At 47.4% G+C, this 13,471-nt stretch carries 12 protein-coding genes, 1 tRNA gene and 1 pseudogene; 2 read left to right on the top strand and 12 right to left on the bottom strand.

Features of this window, described 5'->3' with window-relative positions:
* Nucleotides 1-456: 456 nt before the first annotated feature.
* The 8 genes from eno to KNP98_RS01170 all read right to left on the bottom strand — a co-directional run bounded on the left by eno (nucleotide 457) and on the right by KNP98_RS01170 (nucleotide 9,070).
* On the bottom strand, nucleotides 457-1,749 hold the full coding sequence (gene eno, locus KNP98_RS01205) for a phosphopyruvate hydratase (RefSeq protein WP_023469213.1): 1,293 nt from the start codon (nucleotides 1,747-1,749) through the stop codon (nucleotides 457-459).
* A 70-nt stretch (nucleotides 1,750-1,819) separates the two neighbouring features.
* On the bottom strand, nucleotides 1,820-3,367 hold the full coding sequence (gene gpmI / locus KNP98_RS01200) for a 2,3-bisphosphoglycerate-independent phosphoglycerate mutase (RefSeq protein WP_214768839.1): 1,548 nt from the start codon (nucleotides 3,365-3,367) through the stop codon (nucleotides 1,820-1,822).
* Nucleotides 3,368-4,120, bottom strand: a complete 753-nt coding sequence (gene tpiA, locus KNP98_RS01195; protein WP_088837742.1) for a triose-phosphate isomerase — start codon at nucleotides 4,118-4,120, stop codon at nucleotides 3,368-3,370.
* 29 nt (nucleotides 4,121-4,149) lie between these two features.
* Entirely contained in the window at nucleotides 4,150-5,334 is a 1,185-nt protein-coding gene (locus KNP98_RS01190; protein WP_088837743.1) for a phosphoglycerate kinase, read from the bottom strand.
* A gap of 122 nt (nucleotides 5,335-5,456) precedes the next feature.
* Entirely contained in the window at nucleotides 5,457-6,467 is a 1,011-nt protein-coding gene (gene gap / locus KNP98_RS01185; protein ID WP_088837744.1) for a type I glyceraldehyde-3-phosphate dehydrogenase, read from the bottom strand.
* A 53-nt stretch (nucleotides 6,468-6,520) separates the two neighbouring features.
* On the bottom strand, nucleotides 6,521-7,543 hold the full coding sequence (locus KNP98_RS01180; RefSeq protein ID WP_029331355.1) for a sugar-binding transcriptional regulator: 1,023 nt from the start codon (nucleotides 7,541-7,543) through the stop codon (nucleotides 6,521-6,523).
* 118 nt (nucleotides 7,544-7,661) lie between these two features.
* The gene (locus tag KNP98_RS01175) at nucleotides 7,662-7,925 is read right to left on the bottom strand and encodes a glutaredoxin family protein (RefSeq protein ID WP_088837745.1); all 264 of its coding nucleotides are present in this window, start codon (nucleotides 7,923-7,925) and stop codon (nucleotides 7,662-7,664) included.
* Nucleotides 7,922-9,070, bottom strand: coding sequence for an RNA polymerase factor sigma-54 (locus KNP98_RS01170; RefSeq protein WP_214768841.1), 1,149 nt, complete (start codon nucleotides 9,068-9,070; stop codon nucleotides 7,922-7,924). The genes KNP98_RS01175 and KNP98_RS01170 overlap by 4 nt, the downstream gene beginning before the upstream one ends.
* Nucleotides 9,071-9,257: 187 nt before the next feature.
* On the opposite strand from KNP98_RS01170, the gene KNP98_RS01165 reads away from it, so the two are divergent.
* Nucleotides 9,258-9,333 (top strand) — tRNA-Arg (locus KNP98_RS01165).
* A gap of 180 nt (nucleotides 9,334-9,513) precedes the next feature.
* Nucleotides 9,514-10,098: pseudogene (gene clpP, locus KNP98_RS01160) on the top strand (ATP-dependent Clp endopeptidase proteolytic subunit ClpP); the annotation flags it as partial.
* Between the two features lie 141 nt (nucleotides 10,099-10,239).
* Here clpP and KNP98_RS01155 read toward each other — a convergent pair.
* The 4 genes from KNP98_RS01155 to rapZ form a co-directional block, all read right to left on the bottom strand.
* On the bottom strand, nucleotides 10,240-10,476 hold the full coding sequence (locus tag KNP98_RS01155) for a hypothetical protein (protein ID WP_029331360.1): 237 nt from the start codon (nucleotides 10,474-10,476) through the stop codon (nucleotides 10,240-10,242).
* Nucleotides 10,477-10,558: 82 nt separating this feature from the next.
* A complete protein-coding gene (gene whiA, locus KNP98_RS01150; protein WP_088837747.1) occupies nucleotides 10,559-11,515 on the bottom strand; it encodes a DNA-binding protein WhiA in 957 nt (318 codons plus the stop codon).
* The gene (locus KNP98_RS01145; RefSeq protein WP_029331362.1) at nucleotides 11,512-12,510 is read right to left on the bottom strand and encodes a gluconeogenesis factor YvcK family protein; all 999 of its coding nucleotides are present in this window, start codon (nucleotides 12,508-12,510) and stop codon (nucleotides 11,512-11,514) included. Before KNP98_RS01145 ends, whiA begins: the two co-directional genes overlap by 4 nt.
* On the bottom strand, nucleotides 12,510-13,379 hold the full coding sequence (gene rapZ, locus KNP98_RS01140) for an RNase adapter RapZ (protein WP_029331363.1): 870 nt from the start codon (nucleotides 13,377-13,379) through the stop codon (nucleotides 12,510-12,512). Before rapZ ends, KNP98_RS01145 begins: the two co-directional genes overlap by 1 nt.
* Nucleotides 13,380-13,471 lie beyond the last annotated feature (92 nt).

Raw genomic sequence — 13,471 nt, 5'->3', positions numbered from 1 at the left:
ATATTACGGGATTCGACATTGAGTCGGATCTCGTTTTTTTACATTTACCAAAAAAATCATTCATTCGCTCGCTTTTCTAGGGCGGGACGCAAGCCGCGGAGCTCTTTTCAGATCTCCGGGTCTCGCCTGTCCCTGACGGAAGCGTCGCTTCCTTCTCCCTTAGAAGTCGAGCTATGAATGACTTTCCTTATTTCCTATAAACCGGGGTCACTTATTTCATGCGACTCCTACAGGAAAAAGTGCAAGCCTGCTTGCGCTGTCAGAGACAAACAAGACCCGATTTCCTGCCTACAAGAGGCAGGGAAACTGGCTTGTGTCTCGCCTGAGGAAAGTGCGTGAAATAAGTGTGATCCCGTCTCCCCCCTTAGGAAAGCTAGTGAATCGGTTTTGTTTTTAAACTACAGGACAAAAAAACAGCCCCTCGCTAAGCGAGAGACTGTCGACTCAATCCGTAAATTACTTCTTGAGGTTGTAGAATGATTTGATACCATCGTAGACAGCAACATCTGAAAGCATGTCTTCGATGCGGAGAAGTTGGTTGTATTTCGCAATACGGTCTGTACGTGAAAGTGAACCCGTTTTGATTTGACCAGCGTTTGTCGCAACAGCGATGTCAGCGATTGTTGAATCTTCTGTTTCACCAGAACGGTGAGAAACGACAGCTGTGTAACCAGCTTTTTTAGCCATTTCGATTGCGTCGAATGTTTCAGTCAACGTACCGATTTGGTTAACTTTGATGAGGATCGAGTTAGCGATGCCTTTTTCGATACCTTCAGCAAGTTTTTCTGTGTTTGTTACGAACAAGTCATCCCCAACGAGTTGAACTTTGTGTCCGATACGGTCTGTGAGAAGTTTGTGGCCGTCCCAGTCGTTTTCGTCACAGCCATCTTCGATTGAGATGATTGGGTATTTGTCGACGAGTTGTGCGTAGAATTCAACAAGCTCTTCTGTAGAAAGGACTTTGCCTTCGCCAGCGAGGTTGTATGTTCCAGCTGCTTTGTCGTAGAACTCAGAAGAAGCGACGTCCATTGCAAGGTAAACATCTTCGCCTGCTTTGTAGCCAGCTTTTTCGATTGCTTCAAGGATAACTGTGATTGCTTCTTCGTTTGATTTCAAGTTTGGAGCGAATCCACCCTCGTCACCAACTGCTGTGTTAAGACCCATTCCGCTAAGAACTGATTTCAACGCGTGGAAGATTTCAGCACCCATACGAAGTGCTTCTTTGAATGTTGGAGCTCCAACAGGCATGATCATGAACTCTTGGAAGTCAACGTTGTTGTCAGCGTGTGATCCACCGTTGATGATGTTCATCATTGGAGTTGGAAGTGTTTTCGCATTGAATCCACCGAGGTACGTGTAAAGTGGAAGTCCAAGCTCATCTGCAGCAGCACGAGCAGCAGCCATCGAAACACCGAGGATTGCGTTAGCGCCGAAGTTACCTTTGTTTTTTGTTCCGTCGAGATCGATCATTTTTTTGTCGATTCCAGCTTGGTCGAAAACATCGTAACCGATGATTTCAGGTGCGATTTTTTCGTTGACGTTGTCAACTGCTTTCAAGACACCTTTACCGAGATAACGTGCTTTGTCGCCGTCACGAAGTTCTACTGCTTCGTGCTCACCAGTTGATGCGCCTGATGGGACGAGTGCGCGACCAAAGCCGCCGTCTTCTGTATATACTTCTACTTCTACTGTTGGGTTACCGCGTGAGTCAAGAATCTCGCGTGCATAAATCTCTGTAATCATTGACATTTAAATTCGCTCCTTTTAGTTGAAAAAATAGTGTGTGTTGCTTTGTTAGACGTTTATTCCATCGACGGGATTATTTCTTTAATACGATGGATTTACCCGTCATTTCTGACGGCTGATCTGCGCCAAGTAGATCAAGTAATGTTGGTGCTAAATCCGCTAATGCGCCTGTAAGTGGCTCGAGAAGTTCGACGTCTTCGACTGTCACGATACATGGTACCGGTTCTGTCGTATGGGCCGTCATCTTGCTGCCATCTTTATTGAGCACTTTATCGGCATTTCCGTGGTCAGCAGTCACGATTGCTGCGCCACCTTTGCTGACGATCAAGTCAACGACTTTACCGAGACATTCATCAACTGCTTCGATTGCCTTGATTGTCGGTTCGAGCATACCCGAGTGACCAACCATGTCCGGGTTCGCGAAGTTTAGGATGATGGCATCATGTTTGTCGGAATTGATCGCTTCAACAAGCGCATCCGTTACTTCATAAATGCTCATCTCTGGTTGTAAGTCGTATGTTGCGACTTTTGGCGACGGGATTAAGATACGATCTTCGCCTTCATACGGTTCTTCACGTTGTCCGTTGAAGAAGAACGTGACGTGTGGATACTTTTCAGTTTCCGCAATCCGTAATTGTTTTAAGCCTTGCTTCGAGAGTGTTTCCCCAAGCGTGTTTTTGATATCTTCTGGCGGGAAGACGATATCCGTATCAATCGCATCCGAGTACTTCGTCATGGAGACGAGCAGCAGGTTCTTCGGTGCATTGTCCGGAAGTTCGAATCCTGTGAAGCCAGCTTTTTCTTTGTAGACCTTCGCCAGTTGAATCGCACGGTCAGGGCGGTAGTTAAAGAACATGATTGCATCGTTGTCGTGGATCGGTGCGACTGGCGTACCGTCTTCCTGCACGACGACGGTTGGTTCGATGAACTCGTCCGTAACGTCCGTCTTGTATGATTCTTCTACCATGCCGATTGGGTCTTTTGTTGTCGGGCCTTCACCGTATGTGATGACGTCATAGACTTTCTTGACGCGCTCCCAACGGTTGTCGCGGTCCATTGCATAATAGCGTCCAGAGACACTCGCGAATTGACCGACTTGTAACTCATCCATCTTCGCTTGCGCGTCACGAAGGAAACCAGCACCCGATTGCGGATCACAATCGCGGCCGTCCGTGAAGGCATGCAGGTAAACTTTTTCGATTTCGTGAAGTTTCGCGAATTCAAGAACAGCATACAAGTGGTTGATGTGACTGTGGATTCCACCGTCAGATACTAAACCAAAGATATGGAGTGCTGAATCATGTTTCTTCACGTGACCTGCCGCATCGTTCATCGCTTGACGCGAGAAGAACGAGCGATCTTTGACGGCGTTGTTGATTCGGGATAGCGATTGGTAGACGACGCGACCTGCCCCGATGTTGAGGTGACCCACTTCTGAGTTCCCCATCTGACCTTCAGGCAAACCAACGTATTCCCCTTTCGCATTCAACAACGTATGTGGATATTTGTTCCAAAAACGATCGAAGTTCGGTTTGTTTGCTGCTGTCACAGCATTCCCGAATTCTTCATCACGCATACCGAAACCATCAAGGATGATAAGTGCGACTGGACGTTTTTTCATTTAAATCGCCTCCAACAGTTTGAGGAACGATCCTGTCTCAAGACTTGCTCCACCAACGAGTGCTCCGTCGATGTCAGGTTGAGCCATATATTCTTTGACGTTTTCCGGCTTGACGCTGCCACCGTACTGGATACGAACTGCTTCTGCAGCTTCTGTACCGAATTCAGCAGCGACGACGTCGCGAACGAATTTACAAGAATCTTGTGCATCTTGTTCTGTCGCTGATTTACCTGTTCCGATTGCCCAGACAGGCTCATATGCGACGACGAGATTTTTCACTTGGTCGACAGTCAAGCCTTTAAGGCTGTTTGTCGTTTGTTCACGGATGACGTCTTCGAACTTGCCGCCTTCGCGCTCTTCAAGTGTTTCACCTACACAAACGATTGGAACGAGACCGTGCTCGAACGCTTTTTTCGCTTTGCTGTTGATGAATGCATCTGTTTCACCAAAGTACTCACGACGTTCAGAGTGACCGAGGATGACGTATGTCACGTCAAGCTCTTTTAGCATGACAGGGCTGATTTCGCCTGTGAATGCACCACTTTCTTGATCGTACATGTTTTGAGCACCGATTTTAAGATCAGTTCCAGCTGCTGCTTCCGTTAAATGAGCAAGGAATACAGCTGGTGCACAGACAGCAGCATCGACAGTCGATGCAGCTGGTACTTTGCCTTTTACTTCTTCTGCGAATGCGACTGCATCCTTCAGAGTTAGATTCATCTTCCAGTTACCTGCGATGATTGGTTTACGCATTGAGAAACACTCCCTTGTGAACTATTGGATTACTTGTCGTTAAGCGCTTCGACACCAGGAAGGGCTTTACCTTCCATGAACTCGAGGCTCGCTCCGCCACCAGTCGAGATATGGCTCATCTTGTCTGCAAGACCGAATTTCTCAGCTGCTGCAGCAGAATCCCCACCACCGATGATTGAGTATGCGTCGCTATCAGCAAGTGCTTGAGCGACACCTTTCGTTCCGTTTGCGTATTTATCAAGTTCGAATACGCCCATCGGTCCATTCCAGACGACGAGTTTCGAGTTCTTGATTGCTTCCGCATACAGTTCGACTGTTTTTGGTCCGATATCAAGTGACATGTGATCCGCTGGGATACTGTCGATATCGCGTGGTCCTACATATGTTTCTTCGCCGAATTCCTTCGTGATTACACAGTCGACCGGCATTAAGAACTTGACGCCTTTGTCTTCTGCTTTTTTCATGAATTCTTTCGCTTGGTCGATTTTGTCTACTTCGAGAAGTGACGTTCCGACTTCATAACCTTGAGCTTTGAGGAATGTATAAGATAATCCCCCACCAATGATCAACGTATCGACGATATCAAGCAAGTGATCGATGACACCGATTTTGTCGGCTACTTTCGATCCCCCGATGATTGCAGTGAACGGACGATCCGGGTTCGAGATCGCTTTCCCGAGAACTTGAAGTTCTTTTTCAATCAACAATCCCGCTACAGCAGTATCGACATGGTGCGCGATTCCTTCTGTAGAAGCATGTGCACGGTGAGCTGCACCGAATGCATCGTTGACGAAGATATCTGCGAGTTTCGCAAATCCTTCAGCGAGTTCAGCATCATTTTTTGTTTCTCCAGGGTAGAAACGAACGTTTTCAAGAACGAGAACGTCTCCTGCTTCAAGCTTGCTGACCGCTTCTTCAGCGACCGGGCCATACGCTTCTTCAACGAGCTTGATGTCTTTACCAAGCAATTCGCTGAGGCGTGCTACGACTGGTGCAAGTGAGAACTCAGGATTTTTTTCGCCTTTAGGACGTCCCATGTGGCTTGCGAGAATGACTTTCGCTCCGCCATCCATCAAATGTTTAATTGTTGGAAGTGCCGCACGAATCCGTGTGTCGTCCGTAATTTTACCGTCTTCTAGTGGTACGTTGAAGTCGACACGTGTAAACACGCGTTGACCTTGTACATCGATGTCGCGAATTGATTTCTTATTCATACATTCGTCCTCCGTCTCATACGTATAGTGAGGGGCTGTGACGCCCCTCCAGACTTTTTTTCGCAATAAGAGCGGAGACTGGTAGTTTCCGCTCTTATTCAATTGCTATTTAATTGCTCGAATTACTTAGCGATTTCTGCGAAGTGTTTGAGTGTACGAACGAGTTGGCTAGTGTAAGACATTTCGTTGTCATACCAAGCAACTGTTTTAACGAGTTGCTTGTCGCCGACAGTAACAACTTTAGTTTGTGTTGCATCGAAGAGTGATCCGTAAGAGATACCAACGATGTCAGAAGAAACGATTTCGTCTTCAGTGTAACCGTAAGACTCGTTCGCTGCTGCTTTCATAGCTGCGTTAACTTCTTCAACTGTAACTTTTTTCTCAAGAACTGTTGTGAGCTCAGTGAGTGAACCTGTAGCGACTGGTACACGTTGTGCAGATCCGTCAAGTTTACCTTGAAGTTCTGGAAGAACGAGGCCGATTGCTTTAGCAGCACCAGTTGAGTTAGGAACGATGTTAGCAGCTGCTGCACGTGCACGACGGAAGTCACCTTTAGGGTGTGGAGCGTCGAGTGTATTTTGGTCGCCAGTGTAAGCGTGGATAGTTGTCATAAGACCTTCAACGATTCCGTACTGATCTTGAAGAACTTTCGCCATTGGAGCGAGACAGTTCGTAGTACATGAAGCACCAGAGATAACTGTTTCAGTTCCGTCAAGAATTTCGTGGTTCGTGTTGTAAACGACAGTTTTCATGTCGCCAGTAGCAGGTGCTGAGATAACAACTTTTTTAGCTCCAGCTTTCAAGTGAAGTTCAGCTTTTTCTTTGTCTGTGAAGAAACCAGTACATTCGAGAACGATGTCAACACCGAGCTCGCCCCATGGAAGTTCTTCTGGGTTGCGGTTAGCAAGTGTTTTGATTTCTTTACCGTTTACGAGGAAGTATCCGTCGTGTACTTCAACTTCTCCGTCGAAACGACCTTGAGTCGTATCATATTTTAAAAGGTGTGCAAGCATTTTAGTGTCTGTGAGGTCGTTGATTGCGACTACTTCGATTCCTTCAAATTGAAGAATTTGACGAAGTGCCAAACGCCCGATACGTCCAAATCCGTTAATACCAACTTTTACTACTGCCATGATAATTTTCCTCCTTTTAGTGTAAAGCGAGTTATCTATTATTCAAAAGGGGGCTACCCTTTCAAAATCGTTGTTGCGGCTCCTTCATCCGTAATGAGGATGATGTTTGGAGACTGTTTGACGTAGGCATTGATCGCTTCTGCTTTCGAATGACCACCGGCGACAACCACGACGTGTTCGACTTTTTTCAAGTCGTCGAGTTGTAGTCCGACCGTTTTGACACGGTGGACGATGTTTCCGTCCCGATCAAAATAATATCCGAATGCTTCTGCGACGGCTTGCTCGTCTTCGAGCTGTTCCAAAAGAGCTGTCGAAGCACGACGACGTTTTGCCATCGTTTTTGCCTCACCAATTCCATGTACCACGATTGAAGCATCTTTAATCATCTGTAAGACATTTTTAATGCTCGGCTCCTCGACCATCTTGACGAATGTCTCGGTGCTGACCATGTCTGGAATGTGAAGCAGATGATAGTCGCTTTGGGCACGTGAAGCCATGCGTGAGCAGACCGTATTCGCTTGAAGTTCAAGCGTTTCGCCAAGACCGCCTCGTGCGGGTACAAACGTCATCGGACGATTTTCCTTATCGGGCGACATCATCGCCGCGACCGAAGCCATCGTCGTCCCACCTGTAACTGCGATCGTATTGTGGTCTTTTGAAAGTTCACGTTTTAAGCGGGCAACTGTTGCCCGTCCCATATCGCGTTGCACCCAGAAGGTTTGATCCGAATCACCCGGTACGATGACGACGTCTTTTACACCAAGCTTCTCTTTTAAGGCTTTCGCCATATCGGAGATCCCGGCGAGTTCCGCCATCACACTGTGCATGCTTCGTAATACTGTCCGCCCTTCATCCGTCAAGGACATGCCTTGCGTCGCAACTTCCAGTAAGTCTTGTTCTTTTAAGAAGTCGACCTCCCGGCGTAGAACGCGTTCCGTCAAGCCAAGGCTCGTCGCAAGTGTTCGTCGTCCGATCGGTTGCATCAGGCGTACATAATGAAGAATGTCGTAACGTGTCTGCATTTCTTCAATCAGATCAGGCACGATTCGCTTTTGGATCTGTACTAACTGCCGAATCATGTAACTCCCGCTCCTCTCAAATTGCTGGACACTTTACGTCCCGCGTGTCATATCTTGTCCCACTTGGTACATTGCTATCATAACAGTACCTTGGTTTTGTTTCAAGTCTCGACCGTCATCTTTTTTCAAGTAAACGATTTCTGACCGCCTCCGTCTCAAATTTTCCATAACTTAAGATTTCGTTTTGATGTGCGAGAACCGGTATTTCGTAGAGGTACTTCAGACTGAGCGCCGCATCGTTGTCAATGTTGATTTCTTCGAATGTCCATTCGGGAAATTCATCTAATACAAAATCGAGCAAGATGGCGGCTTCCTCACATAGTGTACAACCCGGACGTGAATAGAGTGTTAAGTGCATGTTTTCTTTTGTTCGCATCATGAATTCGCCTCTCGTCTCTCGAAGTCCGCTTGGGTCAAACCAAGGGCTGCCCGATATTTTGCGACCGTTCGTCTCGCGACCGTAATTTGCTCCCTCGCTAGACAATCGACCAATTGTTGATCGCTCATCGGTACAGGCGACGCTTCGAGAAGTTGAGCGATCCGGACCTTAACTAAGAAACTCGACGTCCCGGTCGTCGTCCGTGAGACGAAAAAATCTTCGAGTAACATCGTGCCCTGAATCGTCTTGACCGTTTTGTTCGCAATCGCCCGTCCAACCGTCGACGGATGATGCCCCGTCACTTCCGCCACTTCTTTTTTAGTCAGTGGCGCGAGCTCGAGCTTTCCTTTAAACCAATTGAGCTGTCGCTCGATGATGACGTCCAGAATCGCCCGAAGCGTCGTCCGTCTCCGTTCATATGCACTCAAGAACGGTTTTGCTTCCTCGAGGTCGGTCCAACTGCGGTCGATTTCGAGATCAGACCAGTTGATCGTCAACTTGCCGTCACGGTATTCAATGTCTGCTTCCGGAATCGTCAGAACGGTCGTCTCCGGAAAGACCGGTGCTTTTGGTAACCGATCGAGCGCCGCCTTGATCCGTATCCGGTCTGTTGCATCATTGATGTCTTGAAGTGCTTGTTTGACAGCAATCCCTTCATTCAAATCCGTCGCGACATCAATCAATAACGCGTCATCTAGTTCGAGCGCGTGCAACAACCGGCATTCGTGCGCGGAACGTGCCGCAATTCCCGTCGGTTCACACCGTTGTAAAACGTGTCGTGCTTGTTTTACGAGACTGACGTCCGCCTCTAACAATGTTGCCAGTTGCGCATCCGTCGTCCGCAATAATCCATCCGTATCTAAGTACGTCATGAGTTGTTCCGCCATATATCCTATTTCCTGTCTCACCGATTCTAAACGTATTTGCTGAAGAAGCGTCGCTTCAAATGAAGCGACACGGTCTGCGACGCGGCCAAAATCAACGTCGATTGTTTTACTGAGATTATTCCGATAAGCGCTTGTCCGGCGTATGATTCGGTATACATGTTCTTCGAGTTCAGCAAATGATTCTTCAAGAATCGTCAACTGAAACAATTGGGACGTCGATAACGTCATCCGTTGCGTCTGTTCCTGGCGCTGTTCCATCGTCGGTTCTCCCTTCATTCCGTTGCATCTTTAACTCTTCTATATAGTATAGAGGAAAAAATCTTCCGACCGTCTAGAAAGTCCTCCTTAAGCATCTTTCGCCCGAAAAAAAATGTTGAATTTATCAATCGAGTATTGCTTTCCTGAAAAAATGTCGGTATACTATTAATTGTTCAGTAAAAAACATGCACCCGTAGCTCAGGGGATAGAGCACTGGTTTCCGGTACCAGGTGTCGGGAGTTCAAATCTCTCCGGGTGTACCATCTTTGAATCTACAGGCAATGCCGTTCGCGGTATTGCCTTTTTTTCTATATTGATATGTTTAATTCAATGCCATTCAGGAAAAATACATAAAAGTCGCATCGTATCTTTTGACCAATATTGACCAAAGGATTATGATAGGAATAAGTCGAATATGAGCTACATACCATCATAAGGAGGCAAAGACTATGTTAATTCCAACAGTCATCGAACAAACCAACCGCGGGGAACGTGCTTACGATATCTATTCACGTTTGCTCAAGGATCGTATCATTCTTCTCGGGAGCGCGATTGACGATAACGTCGCCAACTCAGTCGTTGCCCAGTTGCTCTTCTTAGCAGCAGAGGATCCAGATAAAGAAATTTCGCTCTACATCAACAGCCCGGGCGGTTCAATCACGGCGGGTATGGCGATTTACGATACGATGAACTTCATCAAACCACAAGTTTCAACAATTTGTATCGGAATGGCCGCTTCAATGGGTGCGTTCCTCTTACAAGCAGGCGCAAAAGGAAAACGTTTTGCCCTTCCAAACGCTGAGATCATGATTCACCAACCGCTCGGCGGCACACAAGGACAAGCGTCAGACATTAAAATTCATGCAGAACGTATCATCAAAATGCGTGAACACTTAAACAAAATCATGGCAGAAAACACAGGACAACCACTTGAAGTCATCGAACGCGATACAGAGCGTGATAACTTCATGTCTGCTCAAGCAGCAGCTGACTACGGTCTCATCGACCGCGTCATGGAGCGCGCTTAATCTGTTAACCCGACCGACCGTTGATGTTTTTACATCAGCGGTCGTTTTTTTGTTGTCTTCAAAAAAAAATCCTCTCCACGCCAGGCATGAACTTCATTGAATCATGAAAGTTCGTCCCGAACCTGAAAAGGATCGTTTGTGTTAGTCGATGAGATCTGTAATATCAGACACGATGTCGTGGTTTTCACGAATCAATGTGTAAATCCCGTTCGCATGTGGTGAAAGCTCTTCTTCTGCTTGCAATTGCTTAAGGAAGAGTGATGTTGCGAATGTCACGAGTGTACTTTTCGGTACACCGATTGATTTTGCTTTTTTCGTCAAGACTTCATCAAATTTCGCATCGACTGTCAGCGAAATACGTTTTTTTTCGTTAGCCATTTCAAAAACTCCTTAATTCGAACATTTAGTTGCATCGACTATATATTATAGTAGACTATGGTTCATCTCGCAAGTTTCCCTTTTAGAGCGCACCTGTCAACGACTCACCATTCCGGAGTTTATCCGCGATTTGATCAATTTTCCGCAATCGATGATTGATCCCTGATTTTGAGATGGAGCCGCTCTCGACCATCTCGCCGAGCTCTTGCAGCGTCACGTCTTGATGCGTCACGCGTAAAATCGCGATTTCCCGTAACTTGTCCGGTAAGACATCGAGTCCGACCGTCCGTTCGAGAAATTTGATGTTCTCCACTTGGCGGAGCGCTGCCCCGACCGTTTTGTTGAGGTTCGCTGTCTCACAGTTGACGAGACGATTGACCGAATTCCGCATATCTTTTAAAATCCGGACATCTTCAAAACGAAGCATCGAATGGGTCGCCCCGACTACCTTGAGGAAATCAGAGATTTTTTCACTCTCCTTGATGTAGAGGATGTGCCCTTTCTTACGCTCGATTGCTTTTGCATTCAAATCGAATTGGTTCGTCAAACTCCGAAGCGCCGCATTGTGATCCTCATAGAGACTGAAGATTTCTAAATGGTACGACGACGTCGCCGGATTGTTCAGTGACCCTCCGGCTAAGAACGCCCCCCGTAAATAGGCACGTGCCCGCCGTTCATCTTTTAAAATCGTATCGCTGATTGAACGAATCATCGTGAATCCTTCGCCGAGGATGCCTAAATCCTGCAGAATCTTATCGGCTTGTTGCTTCACGCGAACGATGTAGACGTTATTTTTTTTGAGGCGCATTTTCTTTCGGACGAGTAGATCCAGATGGACCCCGTATGCCCGTTTTAATAATGAATAAATCCGTCGCGCGATCGACGCATTTTCAGTCGAAATATCAAGTGTCAATCCGCGGCCGAGTCCGAACGAAATCGCACCGTTCATCCGTGCGAGCGCCGCTAATTCCGCCTTCATCTCGTGATCCGTGATGGCAATCTGTGTTAATTCTTTTTTAACTTCTGAAGCAAAACTCACGTCAATTCCTCCTTCCCTTCGAGTTGACGCACCCGTCGAATCGATAATACTTTCCGCATGACGAGGCTCGCGACCGCGTCCGCGTCATGACGGATGAAATGATGGTTATAGTCGACGATATCGTCCGCGAGCACTTCAATTCCCGCCTCGACGAACCGTTCATCATCGTAAGTGACGATATCGGCATGATCTTTTTGGTATTTTCGCAAATAGCTTGCATCGATTGATTCGTTATTGACGATGATTGTATCGACGACACCTTGACCAAGAAAACGTTCGAGCGCAGTCAAGTGATCATTTGCCGTGAAGGCCGTCGTCTCACCCGGTTGCGTCATGACGTTACAAATATAGACGACAGGTGCAAGCGATTGTTTAATCGCTTCCCGGATTTCATCGATCAAGACGTTCGGGATGATACTCGTATAGAGACTCCCTGGTCCGAGGACGATGACATCGGCCTCAAGGATTGCTTGAATCGCTTCCGGTACCGGACGGACATCTTCTTCTTCCAAATAAATCCGCTCGATGACCTTTCCGACTTTCGGAATCAACGACTCGCCTTTGACAATCGTCCCGTCTTCGAACTCGGCACATAACGTAATCGTCCGCTCCGTCGCCGGATAGACTTTCCCTTCCGCATTCAACAGTTGTCCCATGACGCCAATCGCCTCGACGAACGAGCCGTTACAGAGCTGCGTCGCAGCCGTCAGCATCAAGTTTCCGAGCGAGTGACCGTGAAGTCCTTCTCCCGTTTCAAAACGGTACTGCATGATCCGGTCCATCAATGTCTCGGACTTCGATAGCGAGACGATGACGTTTCGAATGTCACCCGGCGGCAACATGTTGAACTCTGTCCGTAAGCGCCCCGAGCTCCCCCCGTCATCCGCGACCGTGACGATGGCCGTGATGTCGAGCGGATAATGCTTCAGTCCACGCAAAAGAGTCGACAAGCCCGTTCCACCGCCAATCGCGACGACTTTCCGTTCCCATTTCATTACTTTTCCTCCTTCGCGTGAACATAATCCCGGTGATTCGTGACGACGTGATACTGGTTTTCAAATTCTTTACTGATTGCTTCCGCAAACGTAATCGAGCGGTGTTTACCACCTGTACAGCCGAGGGCGACGACGAGTTGTGATTTTCCTTCCCGTTCGTACTGGGGAATCAGGAACTCGAGCAAGTCGACAAGCTTTTTATAGAACAATTTTGCTTCCGGCCACTTCATGACGTATGACGATACTTCGAGATCGAGTCCCGTTTTCGGACGTAACTCCGGGATGTAAAACGGATTCGGCAGAAAACGAAGGTCAAAGACGAGATCGGCATCGAGCGGCAGTCCGTGCTTGAAACCAAATGACATCACATTGACGGTAAAGGGAATCCGTTCCCCTTCCGTAAATTCTTTGAGCAAGCGTTCTTTCAGTGCAAGCGGTTTGATGTCACTCGTATCGATCAGCATCTGTGCTTTGTCACGGAATCCTTCGAGCAGCGTCCGCTCTCGCTCGATACCGATCAGTGGTGACGCAGTCGGCGCCAGTGGATGCGAACGCCGCGACTCTTTATAGCGGCGCACGAGGACGTCATTGCGTGCGTCTAAGTACAACATACGAATCTGCAGGTTCGTTTTTTTCAAATCTTCGTAAACGACAAAGAAACTATCAATAAAATCACGAGCACGTGTATCGATGGCGACGGCAATTTTCGGACGGACTTGCCCAATCACTTCAATCAATTGCGGCAGTAACGTCGGTGGGAGATTGTCGACACAGAAATAGCCTAAGTCCTCAAAGCTATTCATGGCGACACTCTTTCCAGCCCCACTCATTCCCGTGATGATGACCAATTGCGGTTGATTCTCTTCCATCTTTTCGCCCTCCAGACAACAGTTCCGCGTGTATTTTTTATTCCAAATTCAGTATAGCATAAAAAAAGAGCCAGCCTCATTGAAGTCCCCTC

The organism is Exiguobacterium sp. s127 (assembly GCF_018618695.1).
Taxonomy (GTDB): Bacteria; Bacillota; Bacilli; order Exiguobacteriales; family Exiguobacteriaceae; genus Exiguobacterium_A; species Exiguobacterium_A oxidotolerans.
This window is presented reverse-complemented; position numbering and strand designations above follow the sequence as displayed.

What these genes read in the sequence shown, in the direction of transcription:
- gap (WP_088837744.1), bottom strand. Translation starts at nt 6,467, where the DNA reads ATGGCAGTAGTAAAAGTTGGTATTAACGGATTTGGACGTATCGGGCGT.
- KNP98_RS01175 (WP_088837745.1), bottom strand. Translation starts at nt 7,925, where the DNA reads ATGATGCGAACAAAAGAAAACATGCACTTAACACTCTATTCACGTCCG.
- KNP98_RS01190 (WP_088837743.1), bottom strand. Translation starts at nt 5,334, where the DNA reads ATGAATAAGAAATCAATTCGCGACATCGATGTACAAGGTCAACGCGTG.
- KNP98_RS01145 (WP_029331362.1), bottom strand. Translation starts at nt 12,510, where the DNA reads ATGAAATGGGAACGGAAAGTCGTCGCGATTGGCGGTGGAACGGGCTTG.
- rapZ (WP_029331363.1), bottom strand. Translation starts at nt 13,379, where the DNA reads ATGGAAGAGAATCAACCGCAATTGGTCATCATCACGGGAATGAGTGGG.
- eno (WP_023469213.1), bottom strand. Translation starts at nt 1,749, where the DNA reads ATGTCAATGATTACAGAGATTTATGCACGCGAGATTCTTGACTCACGC.
- tpiA (WP_088837742.1), bottom strand. Translation starts at nt 4,120, where the DNA reads ATGCGTAAACCAATCATCGCAGGTAACTGGAAGATGAATCTAACTCTG.
- gpmI (WP_214768839.1), bottom strand. Translation starts at nt 3,367, where the DNA reads ATGAAAAAACGTCCAGTCGCACTTATCATCCTTGATGGTTTCGGTATG.
- KNP98_RS01170 (WP_214768841.1), bottom strand. Translation starts at nt 9,070, where the DNA reads ATGGAACAGCGCCAGGAACAGACGCAACGGATGACGTTATCGACGTCC.
- KNP98_RS01155 (WP_029331360.1), bottom strand. Translation starts at nt 10,476, where the DNA reads ATGGCTAACGAAAAAAAACGTATTTCGCTGACAGTCGATGCGAAATTT.